The following is a 24,500-nucleotide window of genomic DNA, read 5'->3' as shown; positions in this document are numbered from 1 at the left end:
AGGTGTGAAGTGGTTTACGCAGTTGTGCGCGCCGGCGGCCGCCAGGAGAAGGTCCAGGTCGGCACGATCGTTGTGCTCGACCGCCAGAAGGCGAAGATCGGCGAGAGCATCCAGCTGCCCGCCGTCCTGTTCGTCGACGGCGACGCGGTCACGACCGACGCCGACAAGCTCGCGAAGGTCTCGGTCACGGCCGAGGTGCTCGGCGAGGAGCGCGGTCCGAAGATCGTGATCCAGAAGTTCAAGAACAAGACCGGCTACAAGAAGCGCCAGGGCCACCGTCAGGACCTCACGCGCGTCAAGATCACCGGCATCAAGTAAGAGCCAGGAGACGCAGAGATGGCACACAAAAAGGGCGCAAGCTCCACCCGTAACGGTCGTGACTCCAACGCACAGCGCCTCGGCGTGAAGCGCTTCGGGGGTCAGGTCGTCCTCGCCGGCGAGATCATCGTGCGTCAGCGTGGCACGCACTTCCACCCCGGCGCCAACGTCGGTCGCGGTGGCGACGACACGCTGTTCGCGCTGGCCCCCGGCTCGGTCCAGTTCGGTCAGAAGGGCGGCCGCAAGGTCGTCAACATCGTCGCCGCAGCGGAGTAATCCGCAGCGCACGGCGCTCTCGAGGGGGTGGGCACTGCCCGCCCCCTCGTCGTTTTTCCCGCCCCGGCCTCGGCCGGCCCATCCCGGAAGGACCTCTCATGGTCACCTTCGTCGACCGCGTCACCCTGCACCTGCGTGCGGGCAAGGGCGGCAACGGCTGCGTATCGGTGCGCCGCGAGAAGTTCAAGCCGCTCGCCGGCCCCGACGGCGGTAACGGCGGACACGGCGGCGACGTCGTGCTCGTCGCCGACCCGCAGGAGACGACGCTGCTGTCCTACCACCACTCGCCGCACCGCTCCGCGGGCAACGGCGGGTTCGGGATGGGCGACCACCGCTCCGGGGCGGCCGGTGAGGAGCAGGAGCTCCCCGTGCCCCTCGGCACGGTCGTGAAGGATGCCGACGGCGAAGTGCTCGTCGACATGCTCACCCCGGGGATGCGCTTCGTCGTCGCTCCCGGTGGGCTCGGCGGGCTCGGCAACGCCGCTCTGGCCTCACCCAAGCGCAAGGCCCCCGGCTTCGCGCTGCTGGGAACGCCCGGGTGGGAGGGCGATGTCGTCCTCGAGCTCAAGACCGTCGCCGACGTGGCGCTGGTCGGTTTCCCGTCGGCCGGCAAGTCGAGCCTCATCGCCGCCGTCTCCGCCGCGCGGCCCAAGATCGCCGACTACCCGTTCACGACGCTGCACCCGAACCTCGGCGTCGTGCAGGCCGGCGACGTCCGCTTCACGATCGCCGACGTGCCCGGACTCATCGAGGGCGCGAGCGAGGGCAAGGGCCTGGGCCTGGAGTTCCTCCGTCACGTCGAGCGCTGCACGGCACTCGTCCACGTCCTGGACTGCGCGACGCTCGACCCCGGTCGCGACCCGCTCACCGACCTCGACGCCATCCTCGCCGAGCTCGCCGCCTACCCGGTCCCCGAGGGCCAGTTGCCGCTCCTCGAGCGCCCCCAGATCGTCGCGCTGAACAAGGTCGATGTCCCCGAGGCGCGCGATCTCGCCGACCTCGTGCGCCCCGACCTCGAGGCGCGAGGGTTCCGCGTCTTCGAGATCTCCACGGTGAGCCGGGCGGGGCTGCGCGAACTCACGTTCGCCTTGGCCGAGGTCGTCGAGCAGCACCGCGTCGCGACGCTCGACGACACTCCCGCCGAGCGCATCGTCATCCGCCCCACCGGCTCCGAGAAGGACTTCACCATCAAGGTGGAGGGCGGCACCTACGGCCCCGTCTACCGCATCCTCGGTGACAAGCCCGTCAAGTGGGTGCAGCAGACGGACTTCCAGAATGAGGAGGCCGTCGGGTACCTCGCGGATCGTCTCGCGCGTCTCGGCGTCGAGGACGAGCTGTTCCGTTCCGGCGCGGTCGCCGGTGCGACCGTGGTGATCGGCCCCGGCGACGGCATCGTGTTCGACTGGGAGCCCACGCTCTCGTCCGCGGCGGAGCTCATGACCGCGCCCCGCGGCACCGACCCGCGTCTTCTGCAGAGCAACCGCCGCACGAGCAACGAGCGCCGCGAGCGCTACCACGAGCGGATGGATGCCAAGGCCGAGGCCCGCGCCGAGCTCGAGGCGGAGCGCCTCGCCGCTCGGGCAGGAGACGACGAGGCCTCGAAATGACCGCTCGCGTCCGTGCCGACCTGCCCGCCGCCGCGCGAGTCGTGGTGAAGGTCGGGTCATCCTCGATCAGCGGCGACGGCGCGTTCCGGATCGACCTCATCGTCGATGCCCTCGCCCGGGCGCGCGCAGCAGGAGTCGAAGTCGTGCTGGTGTCGTCGGGAGCGATCGCGACGGCGCTCCCGCTCCTCGACCTGCAGGGCCGCCCCAACGACCTCGCCACTCAGCAGGCCGCCGCAGCCGTCGGGCAGAACGTCCTGATGTGGCGGTACCAGACCGCGCTCGATCGGTTCGGGCTCCTCGCCGGGCAGGTTCTGCTCACCGCGGGCGACCTCGAGAACGCGACGCACCGGTCGAATGCGCGCCGCGCGATGGAGCGGCTGTTGGGGCTCGGCATCCTGCCCATCGTCAACGAGAACGACACGGTCGCGACGCACGAGATCCGTTTCGGCGACAACGATCGTCTGGCAGCGCTGGTCGCCCAGCTCATCGGCGCCGATGCACTCGTGCTGCTCAGCGACATCGAGTGCCTGTACACGGCCCCGCCCAGTGAGCCGGACGCCCGCCCCATCACGGACGTCGAGTGGGGCGACGACCTGTCGGAGTACACCTTCGGGTCCGTCACCGTGAACGGCGTGGGCACCGGGGGAGCGGCCACGAAGGCCTCGGCCGCCAAGCTCGCGTCCGCGGCCGGCGTCGGCGTCCTCGTCACCAGTGCCGACTTCGTCGCTCAGGCGCTCGCGGGCGCGTCCGTCGGCACGTGGTTCGCGCCGCATCCCTACCCCGTCAGCCTCAGCACGGGCCCCGTGGGCGCCGTGTCGGCAGCGATAGACTGACACGATGACCCTCACCGCCGTCTCGGTCGACGATCGCCTGCGTCTGGCGAAGGACGCCGCCCGTCAGGTCGGACTCCTCGACTCCGCAGCCAAGACGGCGATGCTGCGCGCGATCGCCGACGCGATCGACGCCGCCACCGACGACATCGTCGCGGCCAACGCCGAGGATCTCGACCGTGGCCGGGATGCCGACATCGGCGACGCCCTGCTCGACCGACTGCGCCTGGACGCCGAGCGGGTGGCGTCTCTGGCCGCCGCGGTCCGCGACGTCGCTGAGCTTCCCGACCCGGTCGGCCGCGTGCTCGACCGCCGCACGCTGGCGAACGGTCTCGCGCTCGAGAAGGTCGCCGTGCCGTTCGGCGTCGTCGGCTCGATCTACGAGGCACGCCCCAACGTCACGGTCGATATCGCCGCCCTCGCCCTCCGCTCGGGCAATGCGGTGGTGCTGCGCGGAGGGTCCGCCGCCCAGAGCTCCAACGCGGCGCTCGTCGAGGTCATGCGCGGCGCGCTGAAGAGCCGCGGCGTCTCGCCCGAGGCGATCCAGACCGTGGACGAATTCGGACGTGCGGGCGCCCGCGCCCTCATGAACGCGCGCGGCCTGGTCGACGTCCTCGTTCCTCGCGGGAGCGCCGGGCTCATCGAAACGGTCGTGACCGAGTCCACCGTGCCCGTCATCGAGACCGGCGCCGGTGTCGTGCACGTCTACCTGGATGCCACGGCGCGGGCCGACTGGGCGCGCGACATCGTGCTGAACGCCAAGACCCAGCGTCCGAGCGTCTGCAACGCCGTCGAGACGGTGCTCGTGCACCGGGACGCGGCCGACCGGCTCCTGCCCGACCTCCTCGACTCGCTCGCCACCGCAGGGGTGCGCGTTCATGGAGACGAGACGGCGGCGGGCTACGACCCGCGGATCGTCGCGGCCACGGAAGAGGACTGGGCGACCGAGTACCTCAGCCTCGACCTCGCCGTGCGCGTGGTCGACGATCTCGACGGCGCTCTCGAGCACATCCGCCGGTACTCGACGCACCACACCGAATCGATCATCACCGACGACGCGGCATCCGCAGCGCGATTCCTGGCCGAGGTGGATTCGGCCGTCGTGCTCGTGAACGCGTCGACGCGCTTCACCGACGGTGGCGAATTCGGCTTCGGTGCCGAGGTCGGGATCTCGACCCAGAAACTGCACGCCCGCGGCCCCATGGGGCTCGCCGAACTCACCAGCACCAAGTGGCTCGGGCGCGGCGACGGCCAGGTCCGGGCCTGACCGCTAAAATGGATCTGCGCCTCGCGCAGAATTCTCGAACGGAGCACTGATGACTTTCGCCTCGCTGATCGCCCACGCCGCTGAAGAAGGCGCACACCACGGCGGCAACGTTCAGGCCGAGACCCTCTGGATCGGCGCGGTGGCGTTCGTCGTGTTCATCTCGCTGAGCCTGGTCACCCTGTCGTACCGCAACGTCTCGAACCGTCACGCGCACAAGGCCGAGGCCTACGCGCGCAAGAACGGGACGCCCACTCCCGAGGCGCACGGCCACTGAGGCCCACCATATGTCGGTGACGCGAACCCCTCGCATCGGGGTCATGGGTGGGACGTTCGATCCCATCCACCACGGTCACCTGGTCGCCGCGAGCGAGGTCGCGCAGTCGTTCGATCTCGATGAGGTCATCTTCGTGCCGACGGGGCGACCGTGGCAGAAGGCGGACGTCACCGAGAGCGAACACCGCTACCTGATGACGGTCATCGCGACCGCTTCCAATCCGCAGTTCACGGTGAGCCGTGTCGACATCGATCGCGCTGGCCCCACCTACACGATCGACACCTTGCGGGATCTGAAGCGCGAGCGCCCCGGCGCCGATCTGTTCTTCATCAGCGGTGCCGACGCCGTCGCGCAGATCCTCGGATGGCGCAATCACCAGGAGCTGTGGGACCTCGCCCATTTCGTCGCCGTGTCCCGTCCCGGGCACGTGCTGACGACCGAGGGACTGCCCACCGACGACGTCAGCCAACTCGAGATCCCGGCGCTGTCCATCTCGTCCACAGACTGTCGCGCCCGCGTGCGCCGAGGCCACCCGGTGTGGTACCTCGTGCCCGACGGTGTCGTGCAGTACATCGCGAAGCATCACCTCTACCGGAGCCCTGCATGAGCACATCCGAGAACCCCGAGACCCCGCCGCTGACGCGGCGTCAGCTGCGCGAACTCCGCAACACCGGCGCGACGCCGATCATCACGCCGCAGCTCGACGAGCCGGCACCGGAGGCGCCCGCCGAGCCGGAGTCCGCGCCGGTCGACGCCCAGATCCCCTCGCCCTCCGGCGACGCCACGATCGAGGAAGCATCGGCCGAAGAGCCCGTCGTCGAGCCGCAGCGGGCTCCCGAGGCGCCGGCGAAGAAGGGCGGCGTGCTCGGCGGACTGTTCGGTCGAGGAAGGGCCGACAAGACCGAGGCCGCCCCCGCCGCAGCGGACGAGGACGAGCCATCCTCGGACGAGGTCGCTCCCGCGGCGCCGGAATCGACGGATGCCACCGCCCCCGTCGTGACGGAACACCCCATCGTTCCCGCATCCTTCGCGCCCGCGTCCGACCCCGGCGACCTCGGTGTGACCGGCCTGACCCGCCGCCAGGCCCGCGCGCAGGAGCGCATCCGCACCGCGTCCGTGCCGATCATCTCGCCCGATCTGCAGCCCGGCCTCCCGGCGCCGCTGTCGGCGGCATCGACGGCTGAGGCACCCGCGGACGAAGAGCCCGCCACGGAGCACGCCGTCGCCGTCGCCACAGCGGATTCGGCCTCGCCCGATGAGACGCCGTCCACCGCGGCCGACCACGCGGACGAACGCGAGAAGGACTCGCTCCCAGCGATCTTCCGCCCCGCAGCCGCGGAAGAGACCCCCGTGGCACCGGAGCCCTCCGCGGGAGGCGATGAGGACGCCCCGGTGTCCACCGTGAACCCGGCCCTCGGGTCCGACCTCCTCGCCGGCCAGACACCCGAGATCTCGCTCCCGCCGTCCTTCGACCAGCTCATCGCCCGTGGCCCCTCCACCGGTTCGGTGTCGACGCCGAACGCCCTGATCCTGTCGCAGACCCCCTCGGGCGTGCCGCTCGTCGGCCCCGTGACATCGACGGGCGAGGTGCTCATCACCGGCACGTTCGAACTCCCCGAGGGACTCGGCTCGGCCGGACACGCTCCCGGCACCACGGACGGTCGCGACGTCGACGCCGTGCTTCTGGACGGGGAGCTGCCGCCGGCATCGTCCCCGACGCCGATCGCCGCCAGTGCCGCGATCAGCACCGTCAAGCAACCCGGGGAGATCATCCGGCCACCGGCACCCGAGAAGGGCAGCAAGCTCGTCATCGGTCTCATCATCACCACCGGCGCCCTCGCCGTCGCGGTCGCCGTCGCGCTGGTCCTCGCCTTCACGACAGGAGTCTTCGGATGACCGCCAGCGCCAACGGAATCGAGATGGCGCGTATCGCCGCCATCGCCGCCGACTCGAAGGCGGGTGAAGACCTGGTCGCCCTCGACGTGTCCGAGCCGCTGCCGCTCGTCGACATCTTCCTCCTCGTGACGGGACGCAACGAGCGCAACGTCGCCGCCATCGCCGACGAGGTCGAAGAGAAGCTCCTCGAAGCGGGCCACAAGCGCCTCCGCCGTGAGGGCCGTCAGGAATCGCGCTGGATCCTGCTGGACTTCGGTGACCTCGTGGTGCACGTCTTCCACGAGCAGGAGCGCGTCTACTACGGCCTCGAGCGCCTGTGGAAGGACTGCCCCGTCGTTCCGCTGGAGCTTCCGACCCCGGCATCCGCCGACTGAGCCGAGACGCATCGAAGGGCCGCCCCCACCGGAGCGGCCCTTCGGCGTTTCAGACCAGCGCGCCCGTGAGCTCCTCGCGCAGGATCGCCGCACCGGCGCTCAGCGCGCTCAGTTTCGCGAGGGCCACGTCCCGGGGCAGCGGCGCCATTCCGCAGTTCGAGCTCGGGATGAGCTTGTCGGCATCGACGTATTGCAGCGCCTTCCGCAGCGTGTCCGCCACCTCGTCGGGGGTCTCGATGTCGTGGGTGGCCACGTCCACGGCCCCGAGCATGACCTTCTTGCCGCGGATCAATTCGATGATCTGCATCGGGATCCGGGAGTTGTGGGACTCGAGCGACACGATGTCGATGCTCGACTGCTGCAGCAGCGGGAACGACTCTTCGTACTGCCGCCACTCGGGCCCGAGCGTCGCCTTCCAGTCGGTGTTCGCCTTGATCCCGTAGCCGTAGCAGATGTGCACAGCGGTCTCGGCGCGGAGGCCCTCGACGGCCCGTTCCAGGGTCGCCATGCCCCAGTCCCGCACATCGTCGAAGAACACGTTGAACGCGGGCTCGTCGAACTGGATGACATCGACCCCCGCCGCTTCGAGTTCGCGCGCCTCCTGGTTCAGGATGCCGGCGAACTCCCACGCGAGCTTCTCGCGACTGCCGTAGTACCGGTCGGCGAGCGTGTCGATCATCGTCATGGGGCCGGGGAGGGCCCACTTGATGGGCTGGTCGGTTTGGGACCGGAGGAACGCGGCATCCTGAACGAAGACGGGCTTCTCGCGCTCGACGGCGCCGACGACGGTGGGCACGCTCGCGTCGTACCGGTTGCGGATGCGAACCGTCTCGCGGTTCTCGAAGTCGACACCGCTGAGGTGCTCGATGAACGTCGTGACGAAGTGCTGACGGGTCTGCTCGCCGTCACTGACGATGTCGATGCCGCGCCGGTGCTGCTCGTGGACGGCCGCGCGCAAGGCGTCCTGCTGGCCCTCGACGAGAGCGTCGCCCTCGAGTGCCCACGGTGACCAGAGCTTCTCGGGTTCCGCGAGCCACGAGGGCTTGGGCAGGCTGCCGACGACGGCGGTGGGCAGAAGTGTGTTCATGTGTGGGGGTCCCGGGGATCAGCGGACGAGAGCGGGGGAGAGGCCGGCCCAACGGGCGAGGAGGTCTCCGTGCGGCGCGATGAAGTGCTCCTCGGCGTACTTGCCCTGCGTCACGGCGAGTCGCGAGCGCTCCTCGCGGTCATACTCGACGCGAGTCCGCGAGAAGTCGTGGTTCTCGAGGGTCGGGCGGTAGATGTTCGCCGCGGCCGAGTTGGCGTTGTACAGCTCGGGCCGATAGATCTTCTGGAACGATTCCATGGTGCTGATCGTGCCGATGAGCTGCAGGTTGCTGTAGTCGTTGAGGAGGTCGCCCTGGAAGTAGAACGCGAGGGGCGCGACGCTGCCCTCGGGCAGGAAGTAGCGCACCTGGAGTCCCATCTTGCCGAAGTACTCGTCGGTGAGGGAGTACTCGTTCTGCGCGTACTCGACGCCGAGGACGGGGTGGACGTTGTCGGTGCGACGGTAGGTCTTGCTCGTCGAGACACTGATGCAGATCACGGGCGACAGCGCGAAGCGCTCGCGATAGGCCTCGGACTCGAGGAAGTGCTGGAAGAGGGCGCCGTGGAGGGTGCCGAAGTCCTCGGGCACCGTGAAGGTCGTCGCGTCCGCGTTGACCGCGGGCAGCAGCACGCTGAAGTCGAAGTCGCGGAGGTACGACGAGAAGTTGTTGCCGACGATCCCCGGGAGGCGCTTTCCGGTCGCCCGGTCGACGACCTGCACGTCGAGCACCTCGAGGAGCGGGAACCGCTGGGCCTCGCCCGCCTCGGCGAACTCCAGGTCGACCGAGACGATGTCGAGCTCGACGGTGTAGCGGTTGCCGTCCGGGTTGTCCCACCGCGCGAGGTCGTTGAACCGGCGGTCGATCATCGTCAGCGCGTTGCGGAGGTTCTCCTGCCGGGCCTCGCCGCGCGCCAGATTGGCGAAGTTCGTCGTGGCCCGAGAGCTGTCGGACGGCGAGTAGTCCTCGTCGAACCGGGTGGTCGAGATCCGGAAGGTGAACTCGTTCGCCATGGCGCCACTCCTGTAGCTCGTCGTCCCACGACCGGGCGGTCGTCGGTGAGTCCATCGTGCGGGCCACCATCGATCATCGGGTAATCCATCGCCACTATCCGTAACTATAGGATTCACCTATGGCACGACGGGCGAGCGGCGTGACGCTGCAGCAGCTGCAGTCCTTCATCGAGGTCGCCGCGGAGGGCTCCATCACCGCGGCCGCCGACCTCCTCTACGTGTCGCAGCCGACGATGTCCGCGGCGATGAAGGATCTCGAAGCCCGCGTCGGGCGCGCCCTCCTCGTCCGGTCGGCGCGCGGGATCACACTGACCGCCGACGGTGTCGAGTTCCTCGGATATGCGCGCCAGGTCGTCGAACAGGTGGCGCTCCTCGAACAGCGGTACCTGGACCGGCCTCCGTCGCGTCGTCTTCTCGGCGTCTCGACCCAGCATTACTCCTTCGCGGTGGACGCATTCGTCCGGATGGTGAAGGCGAGCGACGCCGCCGAGTACGAGTTCTCGCTCCGCGAGACGCGCACGTGGGACATCATCGAGGACGTCCGCACGCTGCGGAGCGAACTCGGCATCCTGTACCGCAACGATTTCAACCGCAACGTGATCGACAAGCTGCTGCGCGATTCGGGCCTCGTCTTCCACCCGCTCTTCCTCGCCGACCCGCACATCTTCGTATCGCGCAAGAATCCGCTCGCGGCGCGCGAACGAGTGACTCTCGACGATCTCGCCGGTCTTCCCCGGCTGACGTTCGACCAGGGCACGAACAACTCGTTCTACTTCGCCGAGGAGATCCTCTCGACGCTGTCCAGCGCACAGGAGATCCGGGTGTCGGACCGCGCAACGATCTTCAACCTCATGATCGGCCTCGAGGGCTACACGATCTCGACCGGCATCATCAGCGACGACCTCGACCCCGAGATCGTGGCCGTCCCGCTCCAGGTCGACGAGCGCATCGAGATCGGCTGGATCGCCCATTCCGCCATCCCACTGACCGCTCAGGCGCAGAAGTACCTCGACGAAGTGCGCGCGGTCGTCACGGAGTTCGACGTGGAGCTGATCGGGTAGCGACCGGATGCCACCTCGGCGAGCCATCGCGGGGGAAACGAAAACGTCTCGCGACGGATGCCGCGAGACGTTGTGTTGGTGGACCTGAGGGGACTCGAACCCCTGACCCCCTGCATGCCATGCAGGTGCGCTACCAGCTGCGCCACAGGCCCGTATTCGTTTGTTTCGCCCCGTTCGAGGCAACTCCATGAGCTTACTACACGGAATCAGGACGCAAGAAATCGGCTCCACCGGGCGTGTCGTCGCCCGCGGTGACGGCATTCAGCAGGCCCGTGCGCAGAGCCTGGGACCGCTCGCTCAGCGCGCGCTGGCGAGCGACGTACTGCGCTTTTCCGGCGGGCGTCTCGATCGCGACGGGGGAGTAGCCCCAGTCGGCGAGGTCGTAGGGCGATGCCTCCATGTCGAGCGTGCGGATGTCGCGGGCCAGCGCGAACGCGTCGAGCAGGATGTCGCCCGGCACGAGCGGCCCGAGCTTCACCGCCCACTTGTAGACGTCCATGCCCGCGTGCAGGCAGCCGGGCTGCTCGTGGCGCACCTGCAGGTCGCGGGTCAGCGCAGTGCGGTTCCGGGGAGCGGCATCCGGCGTGAAGAACCGGAACGCGTCGAAGTGCGTACAGGTGAGCTCATGGGTCTCGACGACGGCATCTGTGCCGTCGCGCCCCAGCCGCAGCGGCACGGCGTGGCGCACGTCATCGGAGCGGTAGGCCATCGCCCATTCGTGGAGCCCGAAGCAGCCGAAACGCGCCGGACGCGCGGCCGTCGCCCGCAGCAGGTTCACGACTCCGCGGTACAGCGAGCCCCGTTCGCGGCGGAAGGTCTCGGCATCCACCTCGACGCCGTCGGCGGACTCGCAGTACCAGCGCCAGGACGCGCGCTCCTCGGCATCGCACAGCGCCACACCCGGACCCGGATGCCACTTGCGCAGGATCGCCGGCTTGTACGAGTAGTAGGTGAACAGGAAGTCCTCGACGGGGTGCTTCTGCTGTCGGGCGGCACGGGCGCGGTGGGCGGCGGTCAGTTCGTCGGCCCGCGCAGCGTGCGCCTCGGCCCGGGCGCTCCACTCGGCGCGGGAGAGGGCGGTTCCATCGAGGACGGCGCTCATTCGACGGGCTCGATGAGGTCGGGGGAATCGTTGCGGACGTTCCCCACCGCCGCCGACACGACGTGGTCGTCAAGGGTCTCGACCATGTCGGGGGCCGCGTCGATCGCGGCATCCAGGATGTCGCCGACGTTCTCTGTCGTGGGGTCGAGCCACGCATCGGCGAAGTCGGGATCCATGAACAGTGGCATCCGGTCGTGGATCGACCCGAGCCGCCCGATGGCGTCGCGCGTGAGGATCGTGCAGCTCAGCACCCAGCGCGCCGGGTCGTCGTCGGCTTTGGTCGGGTCTTTCCACCATTCGTACAGGCCGGCGAAGAACAGCGGTGAACCGTCGGCGGGGTGGATGTAATGGGGGGTCTTGCCCGCCTCGGTCGTCTTCCACTCGTAGTACCCCGACGCGGGGATCACGGCGCGCCGCTTGATGAGGGCGTTCCGGAACATCGGCTTCTCTTCGACTTCTTCGGACCGGGCGTTGAAGGCGCGCGCCCCGATCTTGACGTCTTTCGCCCAGCCCGGGACGAGACCCCACCGCGCGACCTCGAGGCGCCGGACGGGCGGCTCGGTCTTCACCGAGTCGAGCACGATCGCGACGGATGCCGTGGGCGCGATGTTGTACGACGGCGGAGGGAGTTCGTCGGCCTCGACGTCGACGCGCAACACGCCCACGAGCTCGGATGCCACATTGGCCACGACGAATCGACCGCACATGTCTCCACCGTACGCGGCACCTCGGACACGCGGGGTGGCGACGGAGCCGTGGGCCCGCGAGACTTCACGCCGCTGACAACTCCACTGCAGGCTGCAACCGGGATGTCAGCCGGCTGCAGTCTCGCGGAATCGCCGCGCCGCACCGACACGGGGCGACACCGGCACCGCACCGGCACCCCGCGGCACCGACCCCGCGCGGGTCAGGCGTCGCGCGAGACGACCCCGACGTCCTCGAGCCGCTCGAGGAGGCCGGCGCCATCCGACTCGCTCACCCACGGCACGTCGGCGGCGGAGTGGTCGTCGACGACGGTGCGACCACCGGCGAGCACAGCTTCGGCGGGCAGCAGACGTCGGATGGCGACGGCCGCGACGCTCTCGGGGTGCTCGATCGCGAAGCCCGTGTAGATCGAATCGTCGTGCTGGCCGTCGTCGCCGACCAGCAGCCATTTCACGTGGGGGAACTCCGCGGCCAGACGGCGCAGGTTCTGTTCCTTGTGATCGCGGCCGCTGCGGAACCACCGGTCGTGGGTGGGACCCCAGTCCGTGAGCAGGAAAGACCCCGCCGGGAACAGGTGGCGGCGCATGAAGCGCGTGAGGGTCGGGGCGACGTTCCAGGCACCCGTCGACAGGTAGATGACGGGCGCGCCGGGGTGCTCGCGCGACAGGCGCTCGAGCATGACGGCCATCCCGGGAACGGGTTGGCGTGCGTGCTCGTCGACGACGAAGGAGTTCCAGGCCGCGAGCAGCGGTCGGGGGAGCGCGGTGACCATGACCGTGTCGTCGATGTCGCTCACGACGCCGAAGCGGATGTCGGAGCCCACGACGAAGACGCGGGTCTCGGTCGGCTCGCTGCCCTCGACTCTCATGGACACCGTCTGCCACCCGGGTGCGAGCGAGGCGGGCAGTGTGGCGTCGATGACGCCTCCCCGGTCGGCGACGACCTCGTGCGAGACGCCCTCGATGGTCACCGTGACCTGCGCGTAGCCCACCGGGACGGCGGCGAAGCTGCGCCAGCCCCGCAGGCTCGCCGAGTCCCCGGCAGCCGTGCGCTTGAGCGGCGGCGCGATGAGGACACGGCCCAGCACCCGCACCCACTCCTCGGTGCCGTACCCCGGGAACCCGGCGACGGCGGGGCGGAGCCCGCGGGCCCGCGCGCGACGTTCGCGCCAGGCATGGAAGCGGTACTCGAGGCGGGCGAACCAGAGCACTTTGGCGCGAGGGGAGCGAGGCATCCCGCTCAGTCTTTCACGTCGTCGCCCGCCGGCTCCAGGGAATCGGCCTCCTCGGCGAGGTGACGGCGCTCGATACGCTCCAGCACCTTCTTGCCCACGTACACGAGCACGAGGAAGACGACGATGATCCCGACGAAGACATACCCCGCGTAGTGGATCCGGTCCGCGAGCTCCCGGTAGGTACCCGCCGCGGTGGCCGCCACCGTGATGTACAGGCTCGCCCAGACGATGCACGCGGGCGCCGTCCACGCCAGGAATCGCCGGTAGCGGTAGCCGCTCATCCCCACCGTCAGGGGCACCAGCGAGTGGAGCACGGGCAGGAAGCGCGAGAGGAAGATCGCGGGTCCGCCGCGGCGGCGCAAGTACCGGTCGGCGCGGTCCCAGTTGCGGTCGCCGAGCTTCTGTCCGAGGCGTGAGGCCCGGATGCGGGGGCCGAAGTACCGGCCGAGCCAGAATCCCAGGCTCTCGCCCGCCAGCGAGCCGAGCACGACGGCGATGCCGAGGAGCACGCCCTCGAGGGGCGAGGCGATCGCGGTGCCCGCGACGATCACCACCGTGTCCCCGGGGACCACGAGACCGACGAGCACGCTCGTCTCGAGCACCATCGCGACTCCGGCGACCAGCGTGCGCACCACGGGGTCGACGTTCTGGACGACGTCGAGCAGCCACGTGAGGATCTCGTTCACCTCGCTCAGCCTAGGGCCGGCGGTGAGGCATAGCCTGAGAGCGTGCCGCGCTCCCTCTCCACGGTCGCCCTGCCGCGGTGGCGGGAGCCCGACGACGTCTTCTGCGCCCTGTTCGCCGACGAGCCGCACGCGTTCTGGCTCGACGCCGGCCCCGACGCCTCGACGGGGTGGAGCTACCTCGGCGCCGGGCGTCCGGACACGGCCGGATCGCCCCGGAACGTGGATGCCACGATCCCCCCGCCCCCGGGCATCTCCGGCCCCGACTTCCGCGGTGGATGGGTGGGCTGGGTCTCGTACGAGGGCGCTCCCGCCTGGCTGCGGGTGGAGGAACTGCTGGCCTTCGACCATGCGTCGCGGCGCGTCTGGGCGCTGTCGTCCACAGGGTCTGGAGGCTCCCTCGCTGCCGCGGGCGCAGATGCGCCACGGGCCGCGACGCCTCCGATCGTGGAAGGCCGGGGCGTGGCATCCGCTCGTCATTCCCCCGAGGAGTACGCCGGACTCATCGGAGCCTGCCGCGAGCGCATCGCCGACGGCGACGCCTACCAGCTCTGCCTCACCACCCGCTTCACCGTGCCGGGAACAGTCGACGCGCTGGCCGCCTTCCGCCGGCTGCGTATCGCCGCCTCGTCGCACCACGGGGGCTTCCTGCGTCTGGGCGACACGACGCTCGTCAGCGCGTCGCCGGAGCGCTTCCTCGAGGTGCGCGGGGGACGCGTGCACACGCACCCGATCAAGGGCACGCGTCCGCGGCATCCGGATCCGGAGCGCGATGCGGCCCTCGCCGACGACTTGCGATCGGATGCCAAGGAGCGCGCCGAGAACGTCATGATCGTCGACCTGATGCGCAACGACCTCTCGCGGGTGTGCGTGCCGTCGTCGGTCGGCGTGGATCGGCTGCTCGAGGTCGAGACATATCCGACCGTCCACCAGCTGGTGAGCGAGGTCTCGGGGGCGCTGCGTCCGGCGACGACGATCGGCGATCTCCTCGACGCCGCCTTCCCCGCCGGGAGCATGACCGGTGCTCCGAAGGCCTCGGCCCGGGAGATCCTCGCCGGTCTGGAGGGCGCCGAACGCGGTGTCTACTCCGGGACGTTCGGCTGGGTCGGCGACGACGGCGCCGCGGATCTCGCGATGGTCATCCGCAGCATCGTGGTGGAGCCGGATGCCGCCTGGGTCGGTGCCGGGGGAGGCATCACGTGGCGGTCAGTCGTGGCATCCGAGGTCGCCGAAGTGGGCATCAAGGCCCGGGCTCCGCTCGCGGCCCTCGGAGCCGCCGTGCCGCCCGGATGGTGAGGCGCTGCCCGCGCCGGAAGGGGCCGCGCGCGGTCCGGTAGCCTGGACGCTGGCCCTCGCGGCTCTCCCGACTTCACGATTGGTCTCACCCGTGTCTCAGAACCCCTCTTCCGCGCCGTCCACCGACGGAGGCTTCGATCCGCACGAGATCCAGGCGAAGTGGCAGCAGGCGTGGGCCGAGAAGGACCCGTTCCGCGCCGGCGGCGACGCCGACACGCGCCCCCGCAAGTACGTGCTCGCGATGTTCCCCTACCCCTCGGGCGATCTGCACATGGGGCACGCCGAGAACTACCTCTACTCCGACATCGTGGCGCGGTTCTGGCGCCACCGCGGGTACAACGTCCTCAACCCCATCGGGTGGGACTCGTTCGGCCTGCCCGCTGAGAACGCCGCGATCAAGCGCGGCGCCGACCCCGTGGAGTGGACCTACGCGAACATCGCGCAGCAGAAGGAGAGCCTGAAGGACTACGGCGTCTCGTTCGACTGGAGCCGCGTGCTGCACACGAGCGACCCCGAGTACTACCGCTGGAACCAGTGGCTGTTCCAGAAGCTGTACGAGAAGGGCCTCGCCTACCGCAAGGACGCCCTCGTCAACTGGGACCCGGTCGACCAGACGGTGCTCGCGAACGAGCAGGTGCTGCCCGACGGCACGAGCGAGCGCAGCGGTGCCGTCGTCGTCAAGAAGAAGCTGACGCAGTGGTTCCTGCGGATCACCGACTACGCCGACCGTCTGCTCGACGACCTCAACCAGCTCGAGGGCTTCTGGCCGCAGAAGGTCATCCAGATGCAGCGCAACTGGATCGGCCGTTCGATCGGTGCCGACATCGAGTTCGAGATCGAGGGTCGCGCCGACAAGATCACGGTCTTCTCCACCCGCCCCGACACGCTGCACGGAGCGACGTTCTTCGTCGTCGCGCCCGAGTCCGACCTCGCGGCCGAGCTCGCGGCATCCGCCGATATCGAGGTGCGCGAGCGCTTCCAGGGCTATCTCGCCGAGGTCCAGCGCGCGACCGACATCGAGCGCCAGGCCACCGACCGCCCGAAGACCGGTGTGTTCCTCGGCCACTACGCGATCAACCCGGTCAACGGCGAGAAGCTGCCGATCTGGGCCGCCGACTACGTGCTCGCCGACTACGGACACGGCGCCGTCATGGCCGTGCCCGCGCACGACCAGCGCGACCTCGACTTCGCCCGCGCATTCGACCTGCCCGTGAAGGTCGTCGTCGACACGAACGCTCCGGTGACCGGCGCGATCCCCGTGATCGAGCTCGACGACGAAGGTGTGCCGATCGACCCGCTCGGCGACGTCGACGACCTCGACCCGGTGAAGACGGGCATCGCCCTGACCGGTGACGGTCGCATGATCAACTCCGGCTCGCTGAACGGCCTGTCCAAGCGTCACGCGATCGCGCGCATGATCGAGGAACTCGAGTCCAAGGGCGTCGGCCGCGCGGCCAAGACCTACCGCCTGCGTGACTGGCTCATCTCGCGCCAGCGCTACTGGGGCACGCCCATCCCGATGCTGCACGCCGAGGACGGCACGATCGTGCCCGTGCCTGCCGACCAGCTGCCCGTCGTGCTGCCGTCGGTCGAGGGGCTCGACCTCAAGCCCAAGGGCACATCGCCGCTCGGTGCCGCGACCGACTGGGTGCAGGTCACCGACCCCGAGACGGGTCAGACGATGCTCCGCGACCCCGACACGATGGACACGTTCGTCGACAGCTCGTGGTACTTCCTGCGCTTCCTCTCGCCGAACGACGAGACCGAGGCGTTCTCGGGCCGCGAGGCCGGCAAGTGGGGACCGGTCGACTACTACATCGGTGGCGTCGAGCACGCGATCCTCCACCTTCTGTACGCGCGCTTCATCACCAAGGCCCTGTTCGACATGGGCCTGGTGGAGTTCACCGAGCCCTTCTCGAGCCTCATCAACCAGGGCATGGTGATCCTCGACGGCGCCAAGATGTCGAAGAGCAAGGGCAACCTCGTGCTCTTCCAGGAAGAGCTCGACGCCCACGGCGCCGACGCGCTGCGCGTGGCTCTCGCCTTCGCCGGCCCGGTGGAAGACGACAAGGACTGGAACGACGTCTCGACCACGGGCGCGGCGAAGTTCCTCGCTCGTGCCCTCCGCATCGCGCACGACGTCGACAGCGAGACCGACGTCGTGTGGGCCGAAGGCGACCAGGCCCTGCGCCGCGTCACGCACCGTCTGCTGGCCGAGGCACCGAACCTCGTCGAGCAGACGAAGTTCAACGTCGTCGTCGCGCGCCTCATGGAGCTCGTGAACGCGACCCGCAAGGCCATCGACGGCAGCGCGGGCACGAGCGACCCCGCCGTGCGCGAAGCGGCTGAGGTCATCGCGATGACGCTCGATCTGTTCGCCCCGCACACCGCCGAGGAGATGTGGCAGACGCTCGGCTACGACGGCTTCGTCGGGCTCACGACGTGGCGCCAGGCCGACCCGACGCTGCTCGTCGAAGACACCGTGACCGCGGTCGTGCAGATCGACGGCAAGGTGCGCGGCACGCTCGAGGTCTCGGCCAAGATCGGCGCCGAAGAGCTCGAGGCCCTGGCCCGCCAGGACGAGAAGGTGCGCCGGGCGCTCGGTGAGCGCGAGATCGTGCGCGCGGTCGTGCGCCCGCCGAAGGTGGTCAGCTTCTCGACGAAGTAAGCGGTTGATTTAGCACGCAATCCGTGGGCTGATCGTCGAGGCCGATTGCATGCAATCCGGATGCCACGCCCCCGGCGCTCTGCCGAGCGTGGGGGCGTGGCATCCGTCGTTCAGGGGGCGGCGAGGGCGTAGGCGGTTCCGGTGCGCGTGCGTTCGACGAGACCGGTGTCGACGAGGGCGCGGCGCAGTGCAGCGACGTCGTCGGTGATCATCGCGAGGCGTGTGTTGATCTCGGTCTCGGTCACGACCTCGCCGGGCGAGAGCGAACGGGATGCCACGACGGTGAGCACCGAGCGCCGGTCGGCGTCGCGGGATGGGAGGGTCGTCAGGCGCCCTTCCATGAAGAAGCGCTCCGGGCCTGTGGCGCGCGGGGTGCGCGGCGCCGCGGCGAGGGCATCACGGAACACCGTCGGTGACGCGGAGTAGCCATCATCGGTCTCGGTGATGAGTCCTGCTGAGATCAGGGCGGCAAGGCTCCGTCGTGCTTTCGTGGGCGTCTGGGTGCTGTCGACCGGCTCGCCCCGCACGATCCGCGCGTAGAGCTCGCGACCGCGGTCATCGGCGAGGGCGGACAGAATTGCGCGCCACGCGTTCTCGTTCATCGTTCCAGGCTAGGCGCGACTCCTCCCCAGGGAGGCGATCCGAGACATCGTCCACGAATGCGGCGCAGAGCCCGACGGGCGTGCGCGCGACCTTCGTAGGGTGCTGGCGTGATGGCATCACCGGACCCGATCGAGACTCCTCCGCGCCTCGGTTCGCGCCGCCGTCTCGGTGTCGGGGCGGTGATCGTCCTCGTGCTCCTCGCCTTCGCCATCACCGTGGGGATCGGGATCTTCCGCGGGACGACGGGCACCGAGACCGTCACGACGACGCCCGCGCCGACGGGCCGGGCCAGCGCTCCCGCCGGGGCCGGCGTGTACGTTCACGTGGCGGGCGCGGTACGGGCAGCGGGGCTCTACCGGCTGGAGGTCGGCGACCGCGTGGCCGACGCGATCGCGCGCGCGGGAGGCTTCGCGGACGATGCCGAACGCGCGGGCGTGAACCTCGCGCGCGCCGTCACGGACGGGGAGCAGATCGTCGTGCCCGTCGTCGGCGCCGCACCTACGGCCGCCGCCGGGGGAGCGCCGGGAGCGACGGTCGGGCCGCTCGACCTCAACACCGCGACGCGCGAGCAGCTCGACGCGCTGCCCCGGATCGGTCCGGCGCTCGCGGATCGCATCCTCGCGTGGCGCGAGGAGAACGGCCGCTTCACGAGCGTCGACGATCTCGGTTCGGTGCCCGGCATCGGCGACAAGATGCTCGCGGGACTGCGCGATCTGGTGCGGGTGTGAACGGCTCCGTACGGTCCAGCGCCGAGGCGGCCGGCCTCCCGAGACTCGACGGGCAGGGAGACGGTCGCCGCGCTCTGCGTCGCCGCGCGTGGCGCCCCGCCGCCGTGGCCGCGACGACCTGGGCTGGAGCGGCGGCGGGGACGGCCTTCCCGGACCCATGGATCCTCGCGCTGATCCTCGCTATGGCCTCGGCGGTCTCGATCGGTGTGCTCGTGAAGTTCCGGCATCCGGCGATCGTCGTGGCAGCCGTCGCTCTCGCGTGCGCGGCGGCCAGTGTGGGCACCGTTGCGACCCTCGCCCCGACTCGCGCGCAGGTCGGCGACCTGCAGGTCGATGGCGGCCGCCACCTCCGGGTGACCGCCACGGTCACCGGCCACCTGTCGCGCAGCGTCGATGGAGGCGCGTGGTTCGATGCGGTCGCCTCCGCCGTCTCCGCGGGCGCGAGTACGGTGCGCGGAGCGCTCCCCGTGCGCATCGGGGTCGACGCCGACGGACGCGAGCGACTCGCGGCATCCGAGCAGGGAAGCGAGGTCGTCCTGTCCGGTCGGGCGATCCCCGCGGATCCCACCGACCGCGCCGTGCTCGTGCTGCGCGCAACCCAGGTCGACCGCGCGCCCCCGCCGGACGGATTCTGGGGCTGGTTCGCAGCGCTCCGCGACGGGCTCCTGGCCTCGACTCGTGGACTGCCGCAGCCGGGTGCGGGTCTCATTCCCGGGCTCGCGGTCGGCGACACCTCCGGGCTCGACGCCGCGACCGAGGAGGCGATGAACGCCGCGTCGCTGTCACACCTGACGGCGGTGTCGGGCGCGAACTGTGCGCTCGTGGTCGGCGCCGCGTTCGGCGTGCTCGCCCTGTGCGGTACCCGCCGGTGGGTCCGGGTGGCCGGTGCGCTGCTCGTGCTCGCGGGCTTCGTGGTGCTCGTCACGCCCGAGCCCAGCGTGGTCCGGGCGGCGGCGATGAGCGCGATCGGCATCCTCGCCCTCGGCTTCGGGCGTCCCACGCTCGGCGTCGCGGTGCTGTCGGCGGCGGTCACGTTCCTCCTGATCGCCGACCCCTGGCTGTGTCGCTCGCTCGGCTTCGCCCTGTCGGCAGCCGCTACCGCCGCGCTCCTCGTCCTGGCCCGGCCGCTCGCGGACGGGCTCGGTCGATGGATGCCGGCGCCCCTCGCTCTCGCCCTCGCGGTGCCGGCGGCTGCCCAGCTCGTCTGCGGCCCGCTCATCGTGCTGATCGACCCGCACGTCCCCCTCCTCGGGGTCGCCGCGAACCTCCTCGCGGATCCGGCGGCGGCACCGGCGACGATCGCCGGGGTCCTGGCCTGCGTCGCGCCGTTCCCGTGGCTGCGCGACGGGCTGACCGCGCTGGCGTGGATCCCCGCCGCCTGGATCGCCGGGGTGGCGCACACCACCGCGTCCTGGCCTGCGCAGAACCTTCCCTGGCCGGACGGACCGCCGGGCGCGGCGCTCCTGGCCGCGGTGGGCGGCGCGGTCGTCCTCGCGATCCTTCGCCCCCGCCGCGGCCCGCGGATCACCGCGCTCGCGACGGCGGCGGTGGCCATCCTCCTGGGCGCGATCGGCGGCACCAGCACGATCCGCACGGTCGCGGGGCCGCTCACGGTTCCGCCCGACTGGCGGGTTGCGATGTGCGACGTCGGTCAGGGCGATGCCACGCTGTGGCGATCCGGGTCCGCGGTGGCGCTCGTCGACACCGGACCCGAGCCCGAGCCGCTCGCGGAATGTCTGCAGACGTTCGGGATCGACCGCCTCGACCTGGTGGTGCTCACGCACTTCGACAAGGACCACGTCGGCGGATCCCCGGCCATCCTCGGACGCGCGGACGTCGTCCTGCACGGACCGGTCGGAGAGCGCGCGGACGAGAGGCTGCTCGACCGCTTCGCCGCGAGAGGGGCGGAGCTGCGCACGGCATCCCTCGGTCTCACGGGCACCCTCGGCGAGACGCGGTGGCAGGCGCTCGGCCCGCTTCCGGGCATGGAGCCCGGCAACGACGCGAGCGTGGCCATCGACGTCTCCGGGCCCGGCTTCCCCCGCACGGTGATGCTCGGCGACCTGGGCGCCGAGCCGCAGGCGGCGCTCCTCCGCCGCGTCGACGTCCCCCGCGTCGAGATCGTGAAGGTCTCGCACCACGGCAGCGCCGACCAGGACCCCGAGCTCTACCGTCGCCTGCACGCGCCCCTCGGGCTCATCGGTGTCGGCGCGGACAACACGTACGGCCATCCCACGGCCCGATTGCTCGACATCCTCACGTCCGTCGGCACCACCGCGGCTCGCACCGACGCCGACGGCATCCTGGCGGTCTGGTACGACGAGTCGGAGCGGTTGACCCTGTGGCGACAGAGACCGCCGTGAGCCACGCCTGTGCCCTGACAGCACTCCTGGTGCTGCCCGCGCGAGTGGTCAGACCTCGATCACCAGTCGCTCGATGCATCCGGCCGCGAGGTCGAATCCGTGTCGGAGCAGGACGGTACCGCCGGGGAAGTTGCCGTCGAGTCGGACCCGCACGACTGCTCGACGGGTGTCATCGACCCACTGGTCCAGGCGGGAGCTCGTGTACGTGAACTCCGTCGAGGACGTTGCGATCCAGGCGGAGATCGCGTCGCGACCCCGGTAGGTCCGGCCGTCGTCGATCACGACCGCGTCCGGAGAGAACACGGCCGTGGCGTCGGCGTGGCGGTGGTCGTCCCGCGCGTCGAGGTAGGCGACGACCGGGGAGGGAAGGAGGGTCGGGTCGTAGGGCGTGTACACGTCGGTCATGGTCTGTCCCTTCCAGGGATCATCGGTGGTCAGATGGTTCGGACGGTGCCACCGTCGATGACGAGGTCGGCTCCGGTGATGCTCGCCGCGGCATCCGAGGCCAAGAAGGCGATCGTGGACGCGACCTCGTCGGGCGTCGCGAAACGCCCCCACGGCACACCGCCGAGCGCGGAGACGAGTGAGTCCCACGCCGCGTCTTTGTCTCCGTCGAGGTCCGCGGCGAGGCGTTCGACGAGCGCCTCGGCCCCCGCGGTCTGGATACCGCCCGGCGAGACGGTGTTCACGCGGATGCCGAGGGGAGCGAGCTGACACGAAAGGCCCTTGCTGTACGTACGCAGGGCCGCTTTCGCGGCCGCGTACGCCAGCGTGCCGTCCCACAACGGCATCCGCGCCTGGATCGAGGACACGTGAACGATCGCTCCGCGCCCGGCCTCGATCATGGCCGGGACGAGCTCGCGATCGAGCCGCACTGCCGCCAGGAGGTTGAGGTCGATCTCGCGCGCCCACTCGGTCTCGCCGAGGGCTCCGAAGCCGCCGCCGGGGGAGTGCGATCCGCCGGCAACATGGACGACGACGTCGGGGGCCCCGTCGGTCAGGATGACCCGCGCGGCGTCGCGAACCGCACCCGGGTCGGTCACGTCGGCGGCCACGAACCGGACATCCTCGTCGGTGCCGGGCGTCCGGGCGATCGCGGTGACCTGCATCCCCGCGGCCCGCAGCCGGCGAGCCACGGCCGCACCCGTGCCCTTCGTGCCTCCGCTGACCACAGCCCGATGCTGTCTTCCGTGGGGTGCCCCGGAAGGCGTAACTTCTGTTTCGACAGTCACCATGGCTGCTACATTAGCAGTGACTGGCCGAGTGCGCCGGTCACGGTCGGAAGGAGTGTCGGATGTCTGCACAGATCCGGGTCGAGGATCGCGAATGCCCGCTATCGACCGCGATGTCGTACGTGGGCGAATGGTGGACCATGCTGATCCTCCATGACTGCTTCGACGGCTACACGCGTTTCGACGAGTTCGAAGCGAACATCGGCCTGTCCTCGAGCATGCTGACCAAGCGCCTCAAGGTGCTCGTCGAGAACGGCATCCTCACCACCCGCCCGTACCAGGACCGCCCCGTCCGGAACGAGTACGTGCTCACGGAGTTCGGCCGGTCGCTCCGACCGATCCTCGTCGCCCTCGCGGCGTGGAGGAACGAGCAGCTGGCCCCGGAGGAGCGGGCGATGGTGCTCGTGGACGTGACGACCGGCGACGAAGTGGAACCGGTGACGATCGACCCCGTGACCGGGCTCTCCGTCTCGGATCCGCGCTTCGCGTTCCGGTCCGGACCGGCCGCCGGGCCGGAGATGCGCGCCCGCTACGCCACCCCGCGCACACCCGCCTCGACGGGGCGAACGGCTGACCCCGGCCGCTGATCCTCGGCGTCCGTGTCCGACCCGGTCGGTAGGCTGGGGGAGTGACCCCGGCCCCTCGACGCTCCGCCCCCGCGAAGGCGAAGTCGGCCATTCCCCAGATCGGATGGCGCACCCCCCAGCCCGCGCCGGTCGTGCTCATCTCGGGCCCGGAAGAAGTGTGCGCCGAGCGCGCGACCGCGGGCATCCGCGAATACCTCAAGAGCGAGGACCCGAGCCTCGAGATCACCGACGTCCGAGCCGATGACTACACCGCGGGCACTCTGCTCGCGGTCACTTCGCCCTCTTTGTTCGGCGAACCGCGGCTCGTGCGCGTCGGGGGAGTCGAGAAGTGCAGCGACGCCTTCCTCACCGAGGCGCTGTCGTACCTCGCGCACCCGCAGGACGGCGCGACGGTCGTCCTCCGCCACACCGGTGCGAGCGTGCGCGGCAAGAAGCTCCTGGATGCCATCCGCGCGGGCCAGGGCGGCGGCATCGAGATCGCGTGCCCCGCCGTCAAGCGCGACTCCGACCGCTTCGACTTCGCCGTCGGCGAGTTCAAGGCCGCGCAGAAGCGCATCGCCCCGGTCGCCTTGCGGTCGCTCGTCTCGGCCTTCGCCGACGACCTCACCGAGCTCGCGGCCGCGTGCCAACAGCTCATCGCCGACGTCCCCGGCGACATCGATGAGCGTACGGTCGAGCGATACTACGGCGGCCGCGTCGAGACCTCCGCGTTCACGGTCGCCGACACCGCGATCGCCGGTCAGTACGGCCCCGCGCTCCTGGCGTTGCGCCACGCCCTGGCATCCGGGGCCGATCCCGTCCCGCTCGTCGCGGCCGTGGCCATGAAGCTCCGGACGATGGCGCGCGTCGCCGGCCACCGCGAATCGTCGGGGGTGCTCGCTCAACGCTTGGGCATGAAGGACTGGCAGATCGACCGCGCGCGGCGCGACCTCGTCGGCTGGACCGGGAACACGCTCGGGATGGCGATCCATGCGACCGCGCGCGCCGACGCCGAGGTCAAGGGCGCCTCCCGCGACCCGGTGTTCGCGCTGGAGCGCATGATCACGATCATCGCCACGCGCCAGCCCTACGGCGGCTGATTCGCGACCGCTGCCGGGCGGCGCCAGCGCGGCCCAGACGTCGTCGCCGCGTTGGGCCGCCCGACCGGCGGCTTCCCGGGCCCGCGACACCCTCAACTCCGCGCGGCCCCGCCGCGACCGGCATCCTGTGTTCCTCTCTCGCGCGAGAGCGCTTCAGCGGAGGAGATTCGGGGAGCGGAGGACCGAAACTCCCGCGGCCATCCTCCGCCCGCGGAATCC

General features: G+C 70.4%; 25 protein-coding genes and 1 tRNA gene. 16 read left to right on the top strand and 10 right to left on the bottom strand.

The window, feature by feature from the left end; translation table 11 throughout:
- Positions 1 to 9: 9 nt before the first annotated feature.
- The 9 genes from rplU to rsfS all read left to right on the top strand — a co-directional run bounded on the left by rplU (position 10) and on the right by rsfS (position 6,842).
- Positions 10 to 318 (top strand): 50S ribosomal protein L21, encoded by a 309-nt coding sequence (rplU, locus tag FE256_RS00775; protein ID WP_138172328.1) that lies wholly within the window; start codon positions 10 to 12, stop codon positions 316 to 318.
- 18 nt (positions 319 to 336) lie between these two features.
- Positions 337 to 594 carry a 50S ribosomal protein L27 gene (rpmA, locus tag FE256_RS00770; protein ID WP_138172327.1) on the top strand — a complete coding sequence of 86 codons (258 nt, stop codon included), beginning with the start codon at positions 337 to 339 and terminating at the stop codon, positions 592 to 594.
- 98 nt (positions 595 to 692) lie between these two features.
- Positions 693 to 2,201 carry a GTPase ObgE gene (obgE, locus tag FE256_RS00765; protein WP_138172326.1) on the top strand — a complete coding sequence of 503 codons (1,509 nt, stop codon included), beginning with the start codon at positions 693 to 695 and terminating at the stop codon, positions 2,199 to 2,201.
- Complete coding sequence (proB, locus tag FE256_RS00760; protein ID WP_138172325.1) at positions 2,198 to 3,034, top strand: glutamate 5-kinase; 837 nt, start codon at positions 2,198 to 2,200, stop codon at positions 3,032 to 3,034. Before obgE ends, proB begins: the two co-directional genes overlap by 4 nt.
- A gap of 4 nt (positions 3,035 to 3,038) precedes the next feature.
- A complete protein-coding gene (locus FE256_RS00755) occupies positions 3,039 to 4,298 on the top strand; it encodes a glutamate-5-semialdehyde dehydrogenase (protein WP_138172324.1) in 1,260 nt (419 codons plus the stop codon).
- Between the two features lie 49 nt (positions 4,299 to 4,347).
- Positions 4,348 to 4,572: a hypothetical protein gene (locus FE256_RS00750; protein WP_138172323.1), complete on the top strand. Its 225-nt coding sequence runs from the start codon at positions 4,348 to 4,350 to the stop codon at positions 4,570 to 4,572.
- A 10-nt stretch (positions 4,573 to 4,582) separates the two neighbouring features.
- Complete coding sequence (gene nadD, locus FE256_RS00745; RefSeq protein ID WP_138172322.1) at positions 4,583 to 5,179, top strand: nicotinate-nucleotide adenylyltransferase; 597 nt, start codon at positions 4,583 to 4,585, stop codon at positions 5,177 to 5,179.
- Complete coding sequence (locus FE256_RS18410) at positions 5,176 to 6,468, top strand: hypothetical protein (protein ID WP_252370856.1); 1,293 nt, start codon at positions 5,176 to 5,178, stop codon at positions 6,466 to 6,468. Before nadD ends, FE256_RS18410 begins: the two co-directional genes overlap by 4 nt.
- The gene (rsfS, locus tag FE256_RS00735) at positions 6,465 to 6,842 is read left to right on the top strand and encodes a ribosome silencing factor (RefSeq protein ID WP_138172321.1); all 378 of its coding nucleotides are present in this window, start codon (positions 6,465 to 6,467) and stop codon (positions 6,840 to 6,842) included. The genes FE256_RS18410 and rsfS overlap by 4 nt, the downstream gene beginning before the upstream one ends.
- A 49-nt stretch (positions 6,843 to 6,891) precedes the next feature.
- On the opposite strand, the gene FE256_RS00730 is transcribed toward rsfS, so the two are convergent.
- Together FE256_RS00730 and FE256_RS00725 are read right to left on the bottom strand one after the other, a co-directional pair.
- Positions 6,892 to 7,929: a methionine synthase gene (locus FE256_RS00730; protein ID WP_138172320.1), complete on the bottom strand. Its 1,038-nt coding sequence runs from the start codon at positions 7,927 to 7,929 to the stop codon at positions 6,892 to 6,894.
- 18 nt (positions 7,930 to 7,947) lie between these two features.
- Entirely contained in the window at positions 7,948 to 8,940 is a 993-nt protein-coding gene (locus tag FE256_RS00725) for a DUF1852 domain-containing protein (protein WP_138172319.1), read from the bottom strand.
- 119 nt (positions 8,941 to 9,059) lie between these two features.
- Between FE256_RS00725 and FE256_RS00720 the strand changes: the two genes are divergently transcribed.
- On the top strand, positions 9,060 to 10,001 hold the full coding sequence (locus FE256_RS00720; RefSeq protein ID WP_138172318.1) for a LysR family transcriptional regulator: 942 nt from the start codon (positions 9,060 to 9,062) through the stop codon (positions 9,999 to 10,001).
- 76 nt (positions 10,002 to 10,077) lie between these two features.
- Here the strand turns inward: FE256_RS00720 and FE256_RS00715 are convergent.
- From FE256_RS00715 to FE256_RS00695, 5 genes are all read right to left on the bottom strand, one after another.
- A tRNA-Ala gene (locus FE256_RS00715) sits at positions 10,078 to 10,153 on the bottom strand.
- Positions 10,154 to 10,197: 44 nt separating this feature from the next.
- Positions 10,198 to 11,103, bottom strand: a complete 906-nt coding sequence (locus FE256_RS00710; RefSeq protein ID WP_138172317.1) for a 3-methyladenine DNA glycosylase — start codon at positions 11,101 to 11,103, stop codon at positions 10,198 to 10,200.
- Entirely contained in the window at positions 11,100 to 11,810 is a 711-nt protein-coding gene (locus FE256_RS00705; protein WP_138172316.1) for an SOS response-associated peptidase, read from the bottom strand. Before FE256_RS00705 ends, FE256_RS00710 begins: the two co-directional genes overlap by 4 nt.
- Before the next feature lie 200 nt (positions 11,811 to 12,010).
- On the bottom strand, positions 12,011 to 13,042 hold the full coding sequence (locus FE256_RS00700) for an App1 family protein phosphatidate phosphatase (protein ID WP_138172315.1): 1,032 nt from the start codon (positions 13,040 to 13,042) through the stop codon (positions 12,011 to 12,013).
- Positions 13,043 to 13,047: 5 nt separating this feature from the next.
- Complete coding sequence (locus FE256_RS00695; protein WP_138172314.1) at positions 13,048 to 13,728, bottom strand: DedA family protein; 681 nt, start codon at positions 13,726 to 13,728, stop codon at positions 13,048 to 13,050.
- Between the two features lie 42 nt (positions 13,729 to 13,770).
- Here FE256_RS00695 and FE256_RS00690 point away from each other — a divergent pair, with 42 nt between their 5' ends.
- Positions 13,771 to 15,021, top strand: a complete 1,251-nt coding sequence (locus tag FE256_RS00690) for an anthranilate synthase component I family protein (protein WP_138172313.1) — start codon at positions 13,771 to 13,773, stop codon at positions 15,019 to 15,021.
- A gap of 91 nt (positions 15,022 to 15,112) precedes the next feature.
- Positions 15,113 to 17,689 carry a leucine--tRNA ligase gene (gene leuS, locus FE256_RS00685; RefSeq protein ID WP_138172312.1) on the top strand — a complete coding sequence of 859 codons (2,577 nt, stop codon included), beginning with the start codon at positions 15,113 to 15,115 and terminating at the stop codon, positions 17,687 to 17,689.
- A 110-nt stretch (positions 17,690 to 17,799) separates the two neighbouring features.
- On the opposite strand, the gene FE256_RS00680 is transcribed toward leuS, so the two are convergent.
- Positions 17,800 to 18,291: a DUF2087 domain-containing protein gene (locus FE256_RS00680; RefSeq protein ID WP_138172311.1), complete on the bottom strand. Its 492-nt coding sequence runs from the start codon at positions 18,289 to 18,291 to the stop codon at positions 17,800 to 17,802.
- 111 nt (positions 18,292 to 18,402) lie between these two features.
- On the opposite strand from FE256_RS00680, the gene FE256_RS00675 reads away from it, so the two are divergent.
- Positions 18,403 to 19,020: a ComEA family DNA-binding protein gene (locus FE256_RS00675; RefSeq protein ID WP_138172310.1), complete on the top strand. Its 618-nt coding sequence runs from the start codon at positions 18,403 to 18,405 to the stop codon at positions 19,018 to 19,020.
- The gene (locus tag FE256_RS00670; protein ID WP_138172309.1) at positions 19,017 to 21,383 is read left to right on the top strand and encodes a ComEC/Rec2 family competence protein; all 2,367 of its coding nucleotides are present in this window, start codon (positions 19,017 to 19,019) and stop codon (positions 21,381 to 21,383) included. The genes FE256_RS00675 and FE256_RS00670 overlap by 4 nt, the downstream gene beginning before the upstream one ends.
- A gap of 48 nt (positions 21,384 to 21,431) precedes the next feature.
- Here FE256_RS00670 and FE256_RS00665 read toward each other — a convergent pair whose 3' ends face one another.
- Positions 21,432 to 21,788 (bottom strand): nuclear transport factor 2 family protein, encoded by a 357-nt coding sequence (locus FE256_RS00665; protein ID WP_138172308.1) that lies wholly within the window; start codon positions 21,786 to 21,788, stop codon positions 21,432 to 21,434.
- Positions 21,789 to 21,817: 29 nt separating this feature from the next.
- The gene (locus FE256_RS00660; protein ID WP_138172307.1) at positions 21,818 to 22,555 is read right to left on the bottom strand and encodes an oxidoreductase; all 738 of its coding nucleotides are present in this window, start codon (positions 22,553 to 22,555) and stop codon (positions 21,818 to 21,820) included.
- Between the two features lie 122 nt (positions 22,556 to 22,677).
- On the opposite strand from FE256_RS00660, the gene FE256_RS00655 reads away from it, so the two are divergent.
- Both FE256_RS00655 and holA read left to right on the top strand, forming a co-directional pair.
- Positions 22,678 to 23,202, top strand: coding sequence for a winged helix-turn-helix transcriptional regulator (locus FE256_RS00655; RefSeq protein ID WP_138172306.1), 525 nt, complete (start codon positions 22,678 to 22,680; stop codon positions 23,200 to 23,202).
- A 41-nt stretch (positions 23,203 to 23,243) separates the two neighbouring features.
- Positions 23,244 to 24,281 carry a DNA polymerase III subunit delta gene (gene holA, locus FE256_RS00650; RefSeq protein WP_138172305.1) on the top strand — a complete coding sequence of 346 codons (1,038 nt, stop codon included), beginning with the start codon at positions 23,244 to 23,246 and terminating at the stop codon, positions 24,279 to 24,281.
- Positions 24,282 to 24,500: the final 219 nt, after the last annotated feature.

It is taken from the genome of Microbacterium sp. 5K110 (genome assembly GCF_005774735.1).
In the GTDB taxonomy this organism is placed as follows: Bacteria; Actinomycetota; Actinomycetes; order Actinomycetales; family Microbacteriaceae; genus Microbacterium.
This window is presented reverse-complemented; position numbering and strand designations above follow the sequence as displayed.